General features: G+C 35.4%; 16 protein-coding genes. 2 read left to right on the forward strand and 14 right to left on the reverse strand.

Annotation, left to right across the window (positions count from 1 at the left end; all coding sequences use genetic code 11):
• The 11 genes from I573_RS10535 to I573_RS10585 all read right to left on the reverse strand — a co-directional run bounded on the left by I573_RS10535 (position 1) and on the right by I573_RS10585 (position 11638).
• Positions 1–774 carry a DUF1295 domain-containing protein gene (locus I573_RS10535; RefSeq protein WP_016186402.1) on the reverse strand — a complete coding sequence of 258 codons (774 nt, stop codon included), beginning with the start codon at positions 772–774 and terminating at the stop codon, positions 1–3.
• Positions 771–2552, reverse strand: coding sequence for a DegV family protein (locus I573_RS10540; RefSeq protein WP_016186401.1), 1782 nt, complete (start codon positions 2550–2552; stop codon positions 771–773). The genes I573_RS10535 and I573_RS10540 overlap by 4 nt, the downstream gene beginning before the upstream one ends.
• A gap of 5 nt (positions 2553–2557) precedes the next feature.
• Entirely contained in the window at positions 2558–2965 is a 408-nt protein-coding gene (locus I573_RS10545; protein WP_016186400.1) for a DUF2177 family protein, read from the reverse strand.
• Between the two features lie 155 nt (positions 2966–3120).
• The gene (locus I573_RS10550) at positions 3121–3537 is read right to left on the reverse strand and encodes a DUF2871 domain-containing protein (RefSeq protein ID WP_016186399.1); all 417 of its coding nucleotides are present in this window, start codon (positions 3535–3537) and stop codon (positions 3121–3123) included.
• A gap of 12 nt (positions 3538–3549) precedes the next feature.
• On the reverse strand, positions 3550–4239 hold the full coding sequence (locus tag I573_RS10555; protein ID WP_016186398.1) for an ABC transporter ATP-binding protein: 690 nt from the start codon (positions 4237–4239) through the stop codon (positions 3550–3552).
• A 13-nt stretch (positions 4240–4252) separates the two neighbouring features.
• Positions 4253–5317 carry an ABC transporter permease gene (locus I573_RS10560; RefSeq protein WP_016186397.1) on the reverse strand — a complete coding sequence of 355 codons (1065 nt, stop codon included), beginning with the start codon at positions 5315–5317 and terminating at the stop codon, positions 4253–4255.
• An 18-nt stretch (positions 5318–5335) separates the two neighbouring features.
• The gene (locus I573_RS10565; protein WP_016186396.1) at positions 5336–5932 is read right to left on the reverse strand and encodes a TetR/AcrR family transcriptional regulator; all 597 of its coding nucleotides are present in this window, start codon (positions 5930–5932) and stop codon (positions 5336–5338) included.
• A gap of 120 nt (positions 5933–6052) precedes the next feature.
• Positions 6053–7465: a cryptochrome/photolyase family protein gene (locus tag I573_RS10570; RefSeq protein ID WP_211213412.1), complete on the reverse strand. Its 1413-nt coding sequence runs from the start codon at positions 7463–7465 to the stop codon at positions 6053–6055.
• Between the two features lie 414 nt (positions 7466–7879).
• Entirely contained in the window at positions 7880–9088 is a 1209-nt protein-coding gene (locus I573_RS10575) for a class C sortase (protein WP_016186394.1), read from the reverse strand.
• A gap of 34 nt (positions 9089–9122) precedes the next feature.
• Positions 9123–10916: a SpaH/EbpB family LPXTG-anchored major pilin gene (locus I573_RS10580; protein WP_016186393.1), complete on the reverse strand. Its 1794-nt coding sequence runs from the start codon at positions 10914–10916 to the stop codon at positions 9123–9125.
• On the reverse strand, positions 10913–11638 hold the full coding sequence (locus I573_RS10585) for a pilin N-terminal domain-containing protein (protein WP_245555084.1): 726 nt from the start codon (positions 11636–11638) through the stop codon (positions 10913–10915). Before I573_RS10585 ends, I573_RS10580 begins: the two co-directional genes overlap by 4 nt.
• A gap of 667 nt (positions 11639–12305) precedes the next feature.
• Between I573_RS10585 and I573_RS10590 the strand changes: the two genes are divergently transcribed.
• Both I573_RS10590 and I573_RS10595 read left to right on the forward strand, forming a co-directional pair.
• Positions 12306–12860 (forward strand): DUF1836 domain-containing protein, encoded by a 555-nt coding sequence (locus I573_RS10590; RefSeq protein WP_016186390.1) that lies wholly within the window; start codon positions 12306–12308, stop codon positions 12858–12860.
• The gene (locus tag I573_RS10595; protein WP_016186389.1) at positions 12857–13711 is read left to right on the forward strand and encodes a DegV family protein; all 855 of its coding nucleotides are present in this window, start codon (positions 12857–12859) and stop codon (positions 13709–13711) included. Before I573_RS10590 ends, I573_RS10595 begins: the two co-directional genes overlap by 4 nt.
• 63 nt (positions 13712–13774) lie before the next feature.
• Here I573_RS10595 and I573_RS10600 read toward each other — a convergent pair whose 3' ends face one another.
• From I573_RS10600 to I573_RS10610, 3 genes are all read right to left on the reverse strand, one after another.
• Complete coding sequence (locus I573_RS10600; protein ID WP_016186388.1) at positions 13775–15226, reverse strand: CotH kinase family protein; 1452 nt, start codon at positions 15224–15226, stop codon at positions 13775–13777.
• A gap of 103 nt (positions 15227–15329) precedes the next feature.
• Positions 15330–17966: a Cna B-type domain-containing protein gene (locus tag I573_RS10605; RefSeq protein ID WP_016186387.1), complete on the reverse strand. Its 2637-nt coding sequence runs from the start codon at positions 17964–17966 to the stop codon at positions 15330–15332.
• A 469-nt stretch (positions 17967–18435) separates the two neighbouring features.
• Positions 18436–18885: a DUF2798 domain-containing protein gene (locus I573_RS10610; RefSeq protein ID WP_016186386.1), complete on the reverse strand. Its 450-nt coding sequence runs from the start codon at positions 18883–18885 to the stop codon at positions 18436–18438.
• Between the last annotated feature and the right edge of the window lie 49 nt (positions 18886–18934).

Here is an 18934-nt window from a genome sequence, read left to right on the forward strand (position 1 = left end):
CTATAGCCCTTTTTTCCCAATGATTGGAAAGAATTTTGCAGTATGTGCTGCATATTCTTTAAAATCTTCGCGATCGCGGTATTTTTTTTCAAGTAATGGCACACCGGATACGAATAATAGTAATAACGTAATACAAATTGGACTTAAGATTAACCAAAGCGTCGACAATCCTGTCAGAGACACTAAGAAGATTCCCCACCAACAAAGTGCTTCTCCAAAATAATTAGGATGACGTGTCACAGACCAAAAACCTGTAGTCAGTAATTTTCCTTTATTGTTTGGATTTTTTTTAAAATGCTCTAATTGGCGATCGCCACCGACTTCAAAAATAAACCCAATTAACCAAATCACGACGCCAAACCATTGCCACCACATAAAGGATTCATTTGGATTCGCAAAAGTAAAGGTAATTGGTAACGCAATAATAAATAAGAGTACACCTTGTAAGACAAAAACATTCAAGAACGCTTTAATATCAACATATTTGGTTCCCCAACGTTTACGCATATTGACATAACGATAATCTTCTGGCTTGTTCCAATTTCGTCTTGCCAAATGCGAAAACAAACGTCCTCCCCATAGTGTAACTAATAGTAAGACTGCCCATTGTTGCATCGTGATTAAATCTGTCGCTACAAGTCCTACCCATGCGACTACAACAAAACCACCACCCCAAGCAATATCGACTAATGAATATTTACGTTTACTTTTTGAGATAATAAACCAGCAAATAAAATAGATCAAAAGTGCGAACGCCACGATCCCATACATCATATTTCTTCCTCCTTCAATACTCCAGCCACGGCTAAACTAGATTGGCCCGCGCTAATCGCGATCGCTGCTGAACTGTCTACGATTGCTTCTACTAAAATCGATTGACTAGACAATTGTTGTTGCCAATGTTTTGCTGCCGGCTCATTAAACACATGCGTTAGATAAACTTCTTCTAACTGCTGATTTTTAGCATAATGCATTATTTTTTTCGTAATTTTATTTATACTTTGTTTTTGACTAAATGAGGCACCAATCAACTTTCCTTCACCTTCATCTGTTAAACTCACAATCGGATGAACAGAAAGGGTTTGCGCAAATTTTCCTAAGAATTGGGGAATTCTTCCCGATTGAATCATCGGATTTAAATCAGCAACCGCAACATAGATAAAAATACGCTTGCTCAACGACGAGAGTTCCTGAACGATTTGATGGAAAGACTGTCCCGATTCTACTAATTCAACTGCTCGCTTTACAAGTAATCCTTGTGCAATCGAATTTAATTTTGAATCGATTACTTGAATCCAATCAGAATCTAGATTTTTTTCTTTAATACGCTGCGTAATCAATTGATAGGTCCCACTTAATTTTGATGAGACGCTAATTACAATAACATGTTGATACTTTCCTTCTAAAAATGAAAGTAAAGCATCAACAGTTTTAATTGTAGGTTGAGCCGTACTCATCGAAGAAGCTGTCGCTAATTTTTGTTGCAAATAATGTGGCTCAACTGTCAATTTATCTAGAAAAGTCTCATCATCAATTAGCAAATTCATCGGTAAGATATGCACTTGATGCTCCAAATCAAATCCTTTTGGTAAATCCGCAATCGAGTCCGTTACAATAGCAATTTTAGCCTTAGGATGTTGCCCAATTTCGTATTGAAGCTTCATATCATCTACTTTTTGATACGTGACTTGTCCATTACTTACTAAATACGTCATTAGATTGGCTGGTTCATTGGTATGGATATGAATCTTGACTTGTTTTGTATCCCCAAGTATGACTAGCGAATCACCAAATGAGGCTAATATGTCTTTAAATGTCTCAAAAGATGTGTGAATATTTTTTACAATAAATTCGGAACAATAGCGATATGTCGGAGATTCACTTAGTAAATGCTCTTCTATTACGTCCTGTTGGTCAAACGATTCAGGTAAATTTTGCACGGTAGTTCCGTTACATACATAATCCGTTAGACCCGTAATAAAATAATAAAATCCTTTTGCACCAGCATCCACTAGTTTATTTTTTTTCAAAATCGCCATTTGAAATTGCGTTTGTTCCAACGCTTCTTTTGTTTTGAGTTGAGCAGCACGTAATGCTTCATTAAATGAGCCTTTAGTGGCGATCTCTTGTGCTAGTTGTTCAGACCAAACATGCATCACGGATAAAATCGTTCCTTCTTTTGGATCTAAAACTGCTTGATAGGCTTTTTTAGACGCTTCTTTAGCAGCGCTCACGAAAGCTTGATCAAAAGTCAAGGTTGCATCATAACTAGAACTTAAGCCATAAAAGTATTGTGCAAAAATCATACCTGAATTCCCTCTAGCGCCTATCATAGCGGCATCCGAAACTAGTTCTAAACCTTCTTTGACTGTTTGCGTTTTTAAAGAGACTTGGTCTAAAATCGTCTGCATCAACGCAGCTAAATTACTTCCAGTATCGCCATCTGCCACTGGAAAAACATTTATTTTATTTAATTCACGTTTTTTATTCACAACTTCTTGTGCTCCATTTAAAAACCCTTGAAGCAAATCCGTCTGTTCTGATTCATTCATTTCCTTCACATTCCCTTAAAAAAATTCGCTTGTATAAAATATACGATAGCTGATGTGATAGCGGTTACTCCTGTTCCCCAAGCTAAATCGATGATCGTCATTTTAACAGGCCAATCTTTTAGTGTAGCTAGATTTGTTAAATCATAGGTTGCATAACAAATTAGTCCAAATAAAGCACCTGCTCCAATCGTGTATAAAATACTTTGTTTTTCTACACCTGGTAATAATACAAAAAAGACGACCCCAATCACATAAAGTACGTAAAAAATAACTGCTGGAGCGAGTTTGACTTCTCCCATTAACTGCCCAATAAAATGTTGATACATTTTTTTTGAAACAACTAGCAGCCAAAATAGATCAAAAATTAAAAATACAATTGCACTTGTTAGAAACAATTTAAAAAATTGTGACATTTCTTCCTCCCCCTTATCACTTGATAAGCAAATTTTAGCATACCTTATTTTTAGAACCTACGATTTTGCTCAAAATCAGAGGTTTTTTTCTTACAATTAAATAACGATTATTTTTTATTTATGATGTGATTTTAAAAAAAAGAAGAACAACATGCTTACGAAGCGTGTTGTTCTTCTTTAATTGAACCAAATAAAACAGCAAAGAAAAATCCTAAGCCAATCGTCATAATAATATGCCCCAATCCTGCAATACCCGAGATTGCAGCGGAACTATCCATTCCCATCACAGTCATCGTTCCGTGAATCAGCATCAGTAATAACGTAATGCCTAAACCAATATTATACGTAATATAAAATCGTTTATACCATTTGTGTTGCATAATCTGAAAATTATTTTCTAATAATAACACGATCAAGAAGAAAAACATCCCCAATACAAGTGTATGTGTATGCAAGGTACTTAACTGAGTTTTTCCAGTAAAATCATACCACTTTGTAAGTTCTCGATAGTATATTCCAAAAAATAATCCGATAATCATGTACGACATGCTCACTCTGATTAGTTTTTTCATTGATTCATCCCCCTAAACTTCCTCTGCTTTCACGTGATCTTTTTGCGTTAATACACCATCTTTCATAACGTACACTTTATCGCAAAAATCGACCAATCGAATATCATGCGTTACCATGATCGTTGCTTTGTTTTTTTCTTTCGTTTCTTTTGCTAAAATTTTAACGACTTCATATGATTTTTCTGTATCTAAACTTGCAGTCGGTTCGTCAGCTAAAATAATCGTTGGATCATTGTATAAAGCGCGAATGATCGCGATTCGTTGACGTTCTCCTCCAGAAAGTTCTTCTGGGTATTTATTTTTTAATTTCGCGACCCCTAATTGATCAAAAAGTTGTTCCACATCTAATTTAGATTTCGCATGTGTCACCTTATCAACCAACTTCATTTGTTGTTTCACCGTTAAAAATGGGACTAAATTAGAGGCTTGTAGAATAAAGCCAATTTCATCAAAGCGCAATTTCGCACGTTCTTTTTCTTTTTTGTTACTAAACGGTTGTCCGTTGATCAAGACTTCACCTTCTGATGGTGATTGCAATCCACCTGTAATGGTTAAAAAAGTACTTTTTCCTGAACCAGAAGGGCCGATGATCGCTACAAATTCTCCTTTATCTACAGAAAAGTTCGTTGGTTTCAACGCTTCGATGGTTTCATCTCCATCTTTAAAATATTTAGTGATATTTTTTAATTCAATTGCTTTCACGTTATTTCCCTCCTTATCCAATCGCTTTCAATGGATCAATTTTAACAATTGTTCGTACTGAGAAAATTGCTCCCAAAATAGCAATGACCACCATTAGTACACTGATTCCAGCAAAGAATAACGCGTTCACTTGAAATGGTACTGCTTGTGGTAGCAATAATGCAGAACCCAATGTCGCAAGCAAGCCTACAGCTACCCCAACTAGCGCTAAAAAGAATGTTTGGGCAATCACTGAGCGAGCGATATAGCCACTTGAAATTCCTTGAGCCTTCATCACACCAAAAATATTGATTTTTTGCATCGTCAATACGTAAACGAAAATTCCGATCACGACTGCTGCAATTACGACCAAGAAGCCAATCATAAAGGTAAATGTTAATACTTGTGCATTATAACCTGGTAATTTATTGATAAATGTTGGGATTGTTAGTTTTTCTAATCCTTTTGGTAACTCACTGATCGTACCACGTGTGACTACAGCGTTATACATTTGTTGATTGTTCTTAGTTGGCGCACCACCAAGACCAGTCGTTGTCTCATAGGATACATATAAAACAGGAGAAGCAGAATAACTTGCTTTATCGGTAAATCCTACAATTTTCACTTTTTCATCTGTACCAGCTACACTGACTGTATCTCCTAAATCAATGTTGTATTGTTTTTTAACACTTTCATCTGCTACTGCTTCGTTTTTTGCATCAAACATTTTTCCTTCAATAATATTCGGTGCAATAAATTCCTTTTTGTCGATTCCAAAAAAAGTAACATTCACTTTATCGTCTTTATCGGAATCCTTAACTAAAATCCCTGGTTTTTGAACCAAACCTGCTTTTTCTTTTGCATCGATACCATCAAACTCTTTTTGTGTGATCATCGACATATTTAAGTTGTCGTTTGATACACTCGTTAATACGATATTATCTGCTTGCCATTTGTCGATCGACATTTGAAATTCCTGGGCTAATCCATAAGATAACCCTGTTAAGAAAAATACTAAGTAGGCAATCAAAAACATTACACCGATTACCAATGTATAGCGCAATTTTGAGTGTCGAATTTCGTTTAATGCTAAAAACATATCTATTCCTCCAGTAGTTTATTTTAATCCGCTTACGAGCCATTTTGTACGAAAATCAAAATCAGCAATTAGTTCTTCTTTTGACCATTCATTGACAATTGCTGCTGTAATCGAATCTGTTACTAAATCCATTAAAAAAAATAAAAATGCATGTGCCTCTTCCGTTGTTTGAATCGTAAATTTATTTTGCTGCAACAGACGCATCCATTGCCCAATAAAATGTTTGCTTTCATCGACAGTCGGTCGTTTATAAAGTGTCGTTGTTTCTCCTTTGATCAATAAATGTAATCCTTTAAATTCTTGACTCATCCGGTCTAATGTCAAACTTGAAACCAAATATTCTTTTAAACCAAAAAATATATCGTCTGGCGTGGCCATCACTGCATCTAAAATATCATGATGGATCTTATTGGCAAATTTTTGTACGATATAACGATGTGCATCCTCAAGATTTACAAAATATTTGTAAAAGGCTGCTCGTGAGATTCCTGTCGCTTCAACAACTTGAGCTACTTTCACTTGGCTGATATGAAATTCGTTAAATAATTCGATTAAACTTTCTTCAATTAGTGAACGTTTTTCATCAGGTAAATTATAAAAAGTTTGTGTTGGCATTTTACTCGCTCCTTCAAAAGTGACATTTCGTCACCTCTTGTACATGATTGTAATCGAAGCCGTTTTTGAAGTCAAGAATTAAACAAAACAAAAGACTTACATTGCTGTAAGTCTTTTGTTTTATGCCTGTTCCTGAGCACGTTCTTTACTAAATTCATATTTTGCTAATGCTTGTTTTCGCTGTTCTTTATGGTCCACAATCGGTAATGGATAGTCCTCTCCAAGTCTTACTCCATATTCTTTTTGTTGCGTTTGCGTCATATTTTCAGGTTGATGAATAAATTTATTGGGCACTTGTTTTAACTCTGGTACAAACGTGCGGATAAAGTTTCCTTGTTTATCAAATTTTTCTGATTGGGTCGTTGGATTAAAAATCCGAAAATACGGAACAGCATCGGTTCCTGTTGAAGCAGCCCACTGCCAACCACCGATATTACTTGCTGGATCATAGTCAACAAGCATTTGTTCGAAATATTTTTCACCCCAACGCCAATCGATCAATAAATCTTTTGTTAAAAAAGAAGCCGTGATCATTCGCAAACGGTTATGCATCCATCCAGTTTCATTTAACTGACGCATTGCAGCATCAACGATTGGAAATCCCGTTTGACCAGCTTGCCATTGTTTAAAAAATTCGCGCTTATTATCCCATTCGACATAACGATAATTTTCTTGAATACTTTCTTCTTTTTGTTTTGGAAAAGCTTTGTAGATCATATGATAGAAATCACGCCAACACAATTCTTTTTCAAATGTTGCTTTTCCAGTTGAATTTGATGCCTTTTGTACTTCATGCCACACCGTACGAATCGAAATTTCTCCGGTTCGTAAATGACGCGACAACCGGCTCGTCTGGTCAGCTTCTGGTATATCACGTTGCTGATCGTAAACGGCAAGATCTTCTTTGACAAATTCCTTTAGTCGTTCTCTTGCATAGTCTTCACCTAAAGGCTGTCCATCAAGTGCAGGTAGTTTTTCGCAAAATGTTTTAAAATTTGCTTCCTCTTGTTCAAATATAATTTGACTCTTTACGGTAGTTTGACTTAAGTCAACTGTAACGGGTGATTCTTTGATTTCTTCGATCCATTTTTTATAATACGGTGTATACACTTTATAGTAGTTGCCATTACGAGTAATTTCATCCGCTCCGTGCAGATATCCATCTAAGCATTCATGGACTTGAATGTTTTTGTCTTTGAAAAATATCCGCATTTCTTGATCGCGTTTTGCTCCATATCCTGTTTCATCTGTATTAAAATAGATATCCGTTATTGTAGGCACTTTATCTAACAAGGCTTGAAAAGATGTTTTAGGATCACCAAAGTGAACATGTAAATGGCGATGTTGATCAAGTTGTTGCTTTAAATAGGCTACACTTGAAAAAAAAGCTTGATGATTTGGACTCCCCTCAATAAATTGTTTTGGATTCAATTGAAAAAATAAAATCAATTCTTCTGACTCTTCGCAAGCTTTAGCTAATGCTTTATTATCTGAAAGTCTCAAATCTTTACGAAACCACATTACGGATGTCATCATCATTTCCTCCCACTCATTTTTATCTAGTATACGTGATTTTAAGAAATTGTGGCATCATTATGCATAATGAAACAAGCAGAGCAACGGATGGTTTTAACGAAACATCCATTGCTCTGCTTGTTTTCATAGGTTTTTTGGGGAGGTATACCAAAAGATATCCATTTTATTAGATAAAAAAACAATAAAAGATATTTTTTTGAATAACGGTTGTCAGTATTTATCCGTTTTGATTTCTAATAAAAAAACAACAAAAATATAAAGCGTTATTTATATAAATATTGTTTCATGCTCTTTTGATACTTTTATTTTATCAAAAAATAACAAAATTCAAAGTTCATTTTTTTTTACATAACTAAAACTTTTCGAACTAAAATAAAAAACACATTCTATTTAAAATAGAACGTGTTTTACTTAAGCAAAAACTGAAGAAATCGGCAAGACAAGTGAAATTTGACATTCTTTTGCAACAGGCTGTTGATTTTTTTTCGCTTGTGATTGATAGACTTCGATCGTCCTTTGTTTTTTATTTTTGATTCCTACGAATACTTCTACATCTTCATGATAGACTAATTTTGCTCGATAAATATCTGCTTTTAAATACTGAAACTCAACAATCCCTTTTTCATCCGTTGTTTGAATTACTCGACGACCATTTTGTGTCAACGGTTGATTGCCTTTTTTCGGATATAAAAGCACTTGCTCATTCTTAAGCGGTTGTCCGGCTTGGTTTTTGACCATTAAGCGTATGGTAATCGTCCGTGTTGTTTGACGAGCTCGATAGATCATATATCCCATCGTTCCAAAAATCGTAACGATTCCTACGACAAAGGCACTTAAAATGATTATTCGTTGCAAATTCATCCCCTGATTTCCTTTAGCTACTTCTTTTGCGATCGTCGCTGTATAAGGAACACGATGACCTGTGATCAACAAGCGGTGACTATTGATCATATAAGGTGTACAGGTAACTAAAGTGACTAAATCACGATGAGGTTGAATCGCAAGCGCTGAGATATCATTTGGTTTTACGACTTGAATGTTGTCGACTTCATAAGCTAAATTATCATTTAAAACATTGATGACAAAAGTATCGCCTAGTTTGATTTTATCTAAATCCGTAAACAGTTTTCGTTGCGCTAATCCACGGTGACCAGCAATGACTGCATGCGTATCTTCACCGCCTGTTGGCATTGAATAATCATCCAAAACCGTTGCGCCATCTTGAAGTAAAAAGTCATTGGTCGTATCAAATAAAGGAATTGTTACTTTGATTTTTGGAATACTAATCGAACCGATTAGATGTTCTTTGCGCATCGCATTTGATGTGATCTCATCTTCTGCGATATCTGTAAATGGATCAGAATTCGCGACTAAACCATTTTTTGCAATTTCTTTATTTTTTTCTTCCATTTTCTTTTTTTGTGCTGCAACCGTTTCTGAATTACGTGCTGTCATCTCTTTTTCGAATTTTGCAATTCGATATTGATCGATGTATCCATTGACAGCATCAATATAAAAAGGGTAACACATAATCAGCAGTCCAATTAAAAGTAAGCCTAAGACCATCAATCGACTAAACAACTGATTTTTTGGACCAGAACTTTTTCTTGTGCGCTTCATACGTGTTACCCCCCATTTTATTTATCGCAATCGATTAAAATCGTGCTTCGTTTTTTCTAGATCTTACAAACCAGAAACCTGCTGCGGCTACAACAAGTGCCCCTACTGCTAAGTAAGCATAAATTCCGTTACCACCAGTACCTGGTAGGAATCCTTCATGATTGTTGATAATTGTGATTTCTAAATTGTCGCTTTCTGTTCCGTAGCTTCCTTCATTAATTGTGAAATCTGTTCTTTCTTTTACAATGACATAACCTTCTGGCGCTTTCACTTCGACCATGGCGTAAGCATTCTCTTCAGCATATAGTAACCCTTTTACTTCAAAGTTTCCTTTTTCACCAGATTCAATAATACTTGCTTCAGATTGATTGTCGACATAACGAACACCTTGAGCTGTTGCTGGATTGTAGGTTGTTTGTGCGTCTCCAGTTCCTAATCCATTAACTTTATCTGCTGGTCCATTCGTATATTGGATGAATTGTCCTGGTTTCCCAACGATTTCACCTTGGTTATTTTTAACCGCTTTGTTTAATTGAACAACGAATTGAGCTCCAGCTAAACCATTTTCTGAACTGCCGTCAATTTTTTTGAAATGTTTTCCACCGACGATTAATTTAGGTGCTTCTGCTTGTTGTTTATGACTGTCTTCTTCATTTGATTTTTTGAATTCGTATGTCGCACCATTTTGCATGTATACATCTGGGACTGCAAATTCATTGATTGTAATCGTGTAGTATACGCGCAATGTTTGACCTGCATATGGTGCTAAAGCTTGTGCAGTTGCTTTTGAAGTTTCATCGTTTACTTTGTTATTTAAGTTAAATGCAATCGTAAATCCTGATGGGTCTTTTTGTGTTAATTTGCCATTCACTATTACTGGACCTGTAACGTTTGTTAAGGTATAGTGAGCAGTTAAATCAGCAGTAATATCTTTATTTTCTTCACTTGGTATAGTAAATTTATCGATTTGATTAAATGTTGTACCGACAACGTTCATTTTATCGCTGATATTTAAGCGATCATATAACGTTCTTGTTCCATCTTCATATGCTACGCTTTCGCCAATACCATTTGGGACAGTGAAATCTACATAGTATTGAATTTTATCGCCGACAGATTGTGCATATCCAGTATCTTCTTTAACTGTGTATTCACCTTTTTTACCAACAGCTAGACCATTTTCAGTTGTTTCTTTTTCATGGCCTACCATTTGTTTGTCAAAATCATGTTTGATCACATTTTTTGGATATAATTGAATATCGTTTAATGTTGATCCATCATATTCTACAGGTAATACAACTAACATCGGTGCTGCTGTTTCTTTCACATTGGCTGGTGCATTTGTTTCAAAGAACATATACGCTTGATATTGTCCACCAATTTTTGATGGAACACTAAATGTCGCTTTACCATCCGCATCTGTCACTTTTGTTCCTACAACATCACTTGTCGGTAATGACTCGTTTGTATATTGCTTGCTAACGGTCGTTTGTGCTTGACTAACAGCTGCTTTTTGTTGCTCAGTTGTTGGACTTGTAACGCCACCTAATGCCTCTTTATATGCTGTATTGTACTCAGCAGTTACATTGTATGCCTTGAACGTCACACCAGGTAACGGTTTTGCACTATCAAATTCTGGCATCGCTACCCCAGTATTCGTAACTTCATCTGGCATTTTATCGAATGCTTTTTTATTTAACGTAATGTTAACTGAATCACTTTCACTTTCTTCTGCTTTTATTTGATGGCTACCCGCAGTCAATACACCTGCTACGATCGGTAACATCAACATCATACTCATCCAAAGATTTCTTTTTTTCTTCTTCATTTTTTTTCTCCTTTAGTTTGTCGTTTTTTAATAAAAATCAATAGTCCAGCGAATAACACTATACTTGCCCCCAGCCATGAAGCCTTGGTTTTCAGCTCATTTGTACTGGGAAAACGCCCAAATTTCGATGATTCTTCAGTCGTTGGTGTATAGTCGGTCGGTGTACTCGGTTCTGTCGGTACGTAAGGTTCTTCTGGTGTACTTGGTTCTGTTGGCGTAAATGGTTTATCTGGTGTACTCGGTTCTGTTGGTGTAACAGGTTTTGATGGGATCGTGCCGTCGATAAATTTTGGATAGACATCGATCGTTGTTAAGATCTCATTTGTTTCCACTGATCGAATCGGTAAAATAATGACAGACGGTAGTACCTTTTTCGTTTGAGTCTGACTTGTTTCACGGACTAGATATACTGCGAAATGTTCGCCATTTTTCATCGGAACCGTAAATGTGCATTCACCCTCTGAATTTGTCGTTGCCGTTTTGATCGGTGCAGGCAATCCTTCATCACTCAGTAACACTTTATCGGACAAACTTTCACTAAACTTTTTTTCGTCGAAATCTGCAGCTTGTTTTGCTTCTAAATACATTGATGTAATATCATACAACGCAACCGGCCTATTTCCTAAAATAGTATGTTCGCTATCGCTTTCATCTTCATGCACGATCATCGTGACCATTTCAGGAATCGTCTCTGCTCGAATAGCGTGTGTGGTGACTATCATAAAAAAGCTGCTTAAAAACGAAGCCACCAGCAGTTTGCTAAGTCGTCTCTTCATCATTCTTCTCCTCTTTCATGATAGTTCTCCCCCTTTATTTGAATATTTGCTCCCTCTATAGAAGTTTTTTTTACGTAGACTTTATTCATTCATACTGATCCCCCTCGTTTCACTACTCCCTACTAGTTTTTTTCAGTAGTTATGATTTATTTGTACCTCAAGTATAACGAATACTAGCAAAGTATTTAATCGATTTCCCGTACACTTTCGTTATACTATCTAACAAAAACGTAATAAGAAATAATGTTATTTTTTTAAAATAAAATTCCTGAAAAAGTAAAAAAAGTTTACAATATCACAAAAAATACCAGTTATTTAAAAACTAACTTAACTCTTATTATCATTTCAATATTAGCATTATAACAAACATAATTTATTTTTTCGTTTTTTTCTTATGTTTTTTTTATAAAAAAAACGATTGATTATTTATATATTTCACATATATTTATAAATTATTTTATAAATATTTATCCTCACTATAAAATAACAAATATTACAAAAAAACAAGAGATAAAGTTCCCAAACTATCTATTTCATTTTATTTATGATATGATTTATCTAGTTTTTAAAACTAGATAACTACGTTTTAAAAAACAAGTAAAGGAGTCGTTACATGAAACAGTTGCAAGAAGAGCTATATACTTGGGCTCAAACGTTAACTACTTTTCATTTACCTAGATGGCAAGAACTTCCAGATCTGGAACTGTATATGGACCAAGTAATCAAATTAGTAGACAATTATTTGTCTCCAGTAATTCAAACAGAAAAACACCCTTTATTGACAGCTGCTATGGTAAACAATTATGTTAAAAAAAAAATTATCCCCCCCCCTGTCAAAAAGAAATACAATCGTAAGCACTTAGCTTTTTTAATTGCTATTACGTCATTAAAACAAGTATTGGCGATTGAAGAAATTCGTACCGGGATTTTATTTCAAGGAAAAAAAATTGGGATCCGTCAAGCATATGATGTTTTTTGCGAAACACAAGAACAAGCAATCCAGCTCATCGGCCTGCAAATACAAGGTGAATTTTCCACCTCTATGACCGATATTCCTTTGGAACTAATTGCGGTTACTGCAGCTGCGCGAAGCTTTGCCGGAAAATTACTTGCAGAAAAAATGATTGAACTAGAAAAAGTTTATTTAACGAAGGTGGCTACAACGTGACAAATGAAAAAATTGCTGTTTTAGTAGATTCTGGAACAGATGTACCTGTAGAAATTACAAATCAAGAAGGTGTGTATACAATCCCGTTGCAAATCATTTATAAAGATGCGGTATATAAAGATAAAATCGACATCACGCCAGAAGAAGTATACGCGCGATTATCTCAAGAAATCCCAAGTACCTCTTTACCCGATGGTGGTCAGATTTTAGCTGTCTTAGACCAAATCAAATCAGACGGATACAATAAAATCATCGCTGTCTCGATTTCTAGCGGTTTAAGCGGGACTTATAATATTTTGCGCTTACTCGCAGAAGACAGTGATTTAGAAATGTTTGTTTTAGATAGTAAAAACATTGGGATCGGTGCTGGTTTGCAGGCGATTCATGCTTATGAATTGATTCAAGCGAAGCTTCCGTTCAACGATATCGTACATAAACTAAAACGTGAAGTAAGTAAAACAACGCTTTATTTCAATGTAGCCACTTTAGAATATTTACAAAAAGGTGGTCGTATCGGGCTAGTGTCATCTATAGTAGGAACTGCACTGCGTTTGAATCCAACAATTTCTTGTAATGAAGATGGGATTTATTACACAGTTGCAAAAACGCGTGGACGTAAAAAAAGCTTAGAAAATTTATTAAAACTTTTAAAGGCAGATATTGGCCAACACAAAAACTATCGAATCGCGGTTGCTCACGGAGATGCTTTGGAAGAAGGCGAATGGGTGAGATCACTTGTACAAGAGACCTTTCCCGAGGCAAAAGAAGTGTTGTTTGGAACGATCTCTCCTGCACTAGTCGTGCATACAGGTCCTGGACTTGTGGGTTTAGGCGTTCAATTATTTGATTAAAAAAGTGGACAACAAATACTCTCTCCATAATTTTTGGAGGAGAGTATTTGTTGTCCATGTTTCTTATTTTAATGAAGTTAGATACGTCGTAATTGAAGATGCTTCACTTTGGATCGTACTTTGATCTACAAGGTCACTCGCTTCTTTTTCTAATAAGGCTTGATCTTCTGAAACGATTTTTGCTGCATCACCACTAGTGACTAGTAAAGCAATTAATTCTGTTTTCTTTTCTTCAATCAATGCAGCAAATGTACTATTTGCTCTAAATTTTTCAGTCAAAGGATTTTCTTTATTCATACCACCACGTTGAGTTTTGGTATCTGTTTGGTCATCGGTTTGTGTTTGAGTATCTGTTTGATCTGGAGGAGTTTGCCCATTTGGTGCTGTTTGACCACTAGGTGCTCCATCTGGCGGTGTACCCATTTGAGTATTCCCTTGATCATCATCATTCATTTGTCCCATTTGACCGCCGCCACCGGGTCCATTTTGTCCCATCCCACCAAAGGACAGATTTTGATCCCAAGCAATAATTTGGAATTTTTTCGTGTCTTTATCATAAACCCAGTAAGCATTATTTCCTGGTCCATCGATATCGTCATCATTTCCTACGATATCTTGCATTGCTAAATAAGTCGCAAATTCATCGACATCGACATAATCCGCTAATTTATTTGCAAAGTCTTCATCACTTGCTTCATTGATAAATTTTAAGAAATTGATCATCGGTGTCATATCATCATCGCCATATTTTTGATCAAACACATCCGTATACGAACTTGCATCTTCTCCTCGATAAGAATAATCACCATCTGCATCTGCTTTATAGACTAAAACATTTGTTCCGAAATGTTCTTCTGTCCATAAATCATCATCTGGTGTATCGATCACCAACCGTAAAGCTTGTGTCGAACCATTAAAAGAAACTTTCGTAAATGCACTTTGTTCTGTTGGAATATCTGCATCACTTAACATAGATAGCGCTACTGCTTCATTTAATGACGTTTCGCTATTATTCCCACGAATCACAAAATCGGTACGACCAGAATAACTTTGACCATCGACATATTTATCCAAACGAATAATCCAAGGTAATTCTTCTGGATTTACTGTTGATGTTGTATTAGAATCTGTAGTGACTTCACCATTCTTAATTCCTTGACCGCTAGATAATGCATTGCGTAAAGTTGAATTGCCTTTTAATTTTATACCGACATTTTCAAACTTTTGTCCATCGATCGTTACTGTAGCAGAGATCCATTTCTTTTTCCCATCTTCTTTGTAGGCTGTCAATGCCGCTTGATAATCATCATCGTTCACGTCAATAGCAATCGTGTGGACACTATCATCCGTAAAAAATGTATTTTCCGTTGTAGTCGTATCATTTGTTGTAGATACTGTTGTCGTATTCGTTTTCGTTGTCGAAGACGATGTGCTCGTTGTACCTTGTACGCTACAACCGGCTAAAAGCAGTGTCAATAGAGCTGTTGATACAAGATAAGTTTTGATTTTTTTCATAAAGTCCCTCCTGTAGATATGATCTACAACGACTATACCGTAGACAACTTAACTGAAGCTTAAAAAGAGGATATGACAGACTTCTGTCACACCCTCTTTTTCTTTAGTGATATTTTTTTTGATACCAATACACACTCATCATGCCCAAACTAACTACTGTAATACTTGCTCCGATGATCAATGCTAAGCGTTTTGTCGTACCTCCACCTGTTTCGGGTAATACTCCTTCTGGATGATAGGTATTCCGTAAATTAGCCGTAATTTTCCCATTTTTTATTGCCGTTTGTTCTGCTGAACTGACGTAGTGAGTAGGAACTTCTTTTTCTTTTACACTGTAACGATATTTTTGATTTGTTTTTTGATCATACATCGGTAATTCGGTAAATTTGTAGTACCAATGTCCTTGTTGATCGGCCATAACCGTTTGCTCTTTTATCACTTTGTCGTTTTGAAGCAATTGGACGATAATTTCTTTTGGTCGAGTCGCATATTGATTGTTACCATCATCCCAAGTTTTTTCTCCGTCTACTTCTGTTTGTGCATAATTAGAAATCACTTGTGAATCATTTGAAATTACTGATTCGTATCCAGGGACCGTTTCTTCTTTCACACTGTACTCGAATTCTTTTCCGGTTTCATCATATTTTGGTAGATTCGTAAATTCATAGGTCCAATTATTAGCAGCTGTGACGACTTTTGTTTGTTTTGTATCGACAGGATCATCTGCGCTCCCTTTTAGTTTACGATATAGATGAACAGTGATTTGATCTGGACGGCCATATCCATTATCATCGTACCATTTTTTCTCGCCTTTTAATGCAATCAACTGAATATTGGTAATGGTTGTTCCATTAACATGACTTTCATATCCTGGAACGGTGATTTCTTTCACTGTATATTGATACTCTTTTCCAGTTTCATCATATTTTACTAAATCCGTAAATTCATATGCCCAATTATTGGCAGCTGTGACGACTTTTGTTTGACCCGTTTCTTGCCCATTTTTTAATAATGCAACTATAATTTGATTCGGTCGATTTTGATTATCATCAAACCATTTCTTCTCACCTGCAATTGACGTTTTTTCCACAGGTTTCATATTTAAAACAATCTCTTTTTCTAATCTTAATGCTTCTGGCATCGTAAAGATTGCTTTATACTGATTTGGATTCGAGTTACTGATCAAACCGGTTTTCCCATTATCCCCATTCCAAAAATCAGACGTATTTTTCTTAAAACCAATCACCACTTGTTTTCCATCAAAGTCTTTTTTAGGTGTAATGTTAACAGTAGTAAACGATCCGTTAATTTTTGACTGATTTATCGTTTCAATATTTACAAGATCAAGATTTTTAGAAGTCGACGTCCATCCTGTTGCTTCATCAATCGTATGCAAAAACAGTTGTTGACCAACTGGTACATTGATAGTATATGTTTTGTTTTGTTCTACGGTATAGGTATCTACAGGAACTTCTTTATTATTTTTTTTAACTACTGTAGAACTTGTCGGCGTTTCATTTTCAAATTTCAGATAACTTAAATCTTTAAAGGCTTTCTTTAAATTCTCAATATCTGTTTTCGCTTGAGCATATTTAGTTTGCCAAGTCCAATTAAAAGTGGAATAGCCTCCACTAAACCCATTACCATTTAAATTGTACTGTGGCGTGAAATCACTATCATGGATCACTAAACGCTGGGATGTGTTTAAATTGTTTGATGCCGCAATTTGCCAAACCATTGTTTGCATACGAAACATGTATAAACGAGCCATGTCTACATTTGTCGAACTCATCGTACGGTTATTAAACAATTTTGGTACACCATATTGTGCTTTAGTTGGTGTATTCATTCCAGCATTTTCAGCTAAGATTGCGCCCATATGCATCGTATAGACAACGTCTTTTGCAGCTGATTCACCGATATATCGTGCTAAGTCCGAATCCCATTGTCCAGATCCAGTAATTTTTGGATGGAAAATATCGACACACATCGCAAGCTGATTCGGAAGATATTGTCCACGGCTATTCAGTCCCCAGAAATAATAAGGATATCCTGAGCCTTCGATTGAACTGCTGTAATAAGGATTTCGTCTACTTACAGCATTTGTGTCTACAAGCACACGAAAATATTCTGCCATGGTGCTCGTATCAGCTACCCAATTCGTTGACGTTAATGCTCGAGCTTTACGTAATTCGGTAATTTCTTGAGCTTGTTCTAGCTCAAAAAAACCGCCATTTGCCGGTTTGACATGAATCAGCGTGTTCAAATCATGCCCAAATTCTAGATTCACGTCACCTGTGGGGGTTCCATCCTTTAATGCCGCTAATACTTGAAACTGAATCAGTTGCCCTGGTTTTAAATTTTGTGTGTCCGTTAAATTGAGTACGATAAATTGTTGTCCCATCTTGATTGTTTCTTGTATTCCAAATAGATGATCTTGTGTGTCACGAAATTCTAATTGACTAGATGCAAATAATTCTAATTGCGAAGGTAAATTATACCCGTACTCTCCATTTGCTATAGTCTCTTCTTTTACTTTAAAGGTCAATGTCACCACTAACGGCATCCCCACTGAAATGTCATCTAAATTTTTTTCTCCACCTTTGACGACTTCTGCTTGTTCTAACGTTGCAATCGATTCAATAGATTGCATATCTGCCATCGCCTTTTGTTCGTATCCAAATAATACTCCTATAACACCTACTAATAGCACTATCGTAATAATTCGTTTGAGATTCATTCTTCTCTCCCCTTTTTATATAAGAACGTTATCTTGCCAACTATAACTATCTTAATTACTAGTATAATTTTTCTATAGGGTTAATCACGAACATCTCATTAGTATTTTTCAAACAATTTTGTAAGCTATTATGTACAGTGTTAGACACTCTGTATTTTTATCTATCAAATAGTTTAATACCCTATTAAAAAAATGTTATATTCAAAATAATATTTTCGTTTTCCACGCTCTATTTTAAGCTAAATTTATCACATTTTATTGAAATGCTCAATTATGAACATATTAATTTAACTAATTATTAACGTTATTTTAAAATCATTTTTTATATAATTTTTAATTTTTTAATCGTTATTTTAAAAAGTATGAATACTTGAATAAATAAAAAAATAAACCTATATTTTGCTATAAAAATACCGACTCCCAGAAATTAGATTTTTGGTCTAACTTCTGGGAGTCGGTACAATTTTTTTTATTGTGCTAATGCCGGACGCATGCGTGATAACATAAAACGTGAGATTGGACCTACGATCAGTAATTGATAAGGTAACGCTACGATAAAATTCAATAGCCAGGTTTGACCATATACACTTACGAATTGAGTAGTTTGACCATTCATTACGATACCAAAAGCCGACATAAAGGTTACCATTCCAATAATCATTAATGTAGAAATCGTTAAAATCAAGAAAATAGGTTTTTCTTTTGAGATTGGTAACGAAAAGGCGATTTTTTTTGCGACCACCCCAACGATGAATACATCTAAGATAAACGCAAATACAAATGCTGGAATCAATCCAATAGCAAAACTTTCTAAAGTTAAGGCCTGATGTAACGAAAGATTATAAATACTCATTCCAATCACCATTAACCCACACATCATCGTTGTAAAAAATAATCCTTCTTTTTTGTTTGTTGGCATCTTATTTCATTCCCCCTTGAGATTTTTCGAACAGAATTTAGTCTAGCAC

Source organism: Enterococcus sulfureus ATCC 49903 (assembly GCF_000407605.1).
GTDB lineage: Bacteria > Bacillota > Bacilli > Lactobacillales > Enterococcaceae > Enterococcus_G > Enterococcus_G sulfureus.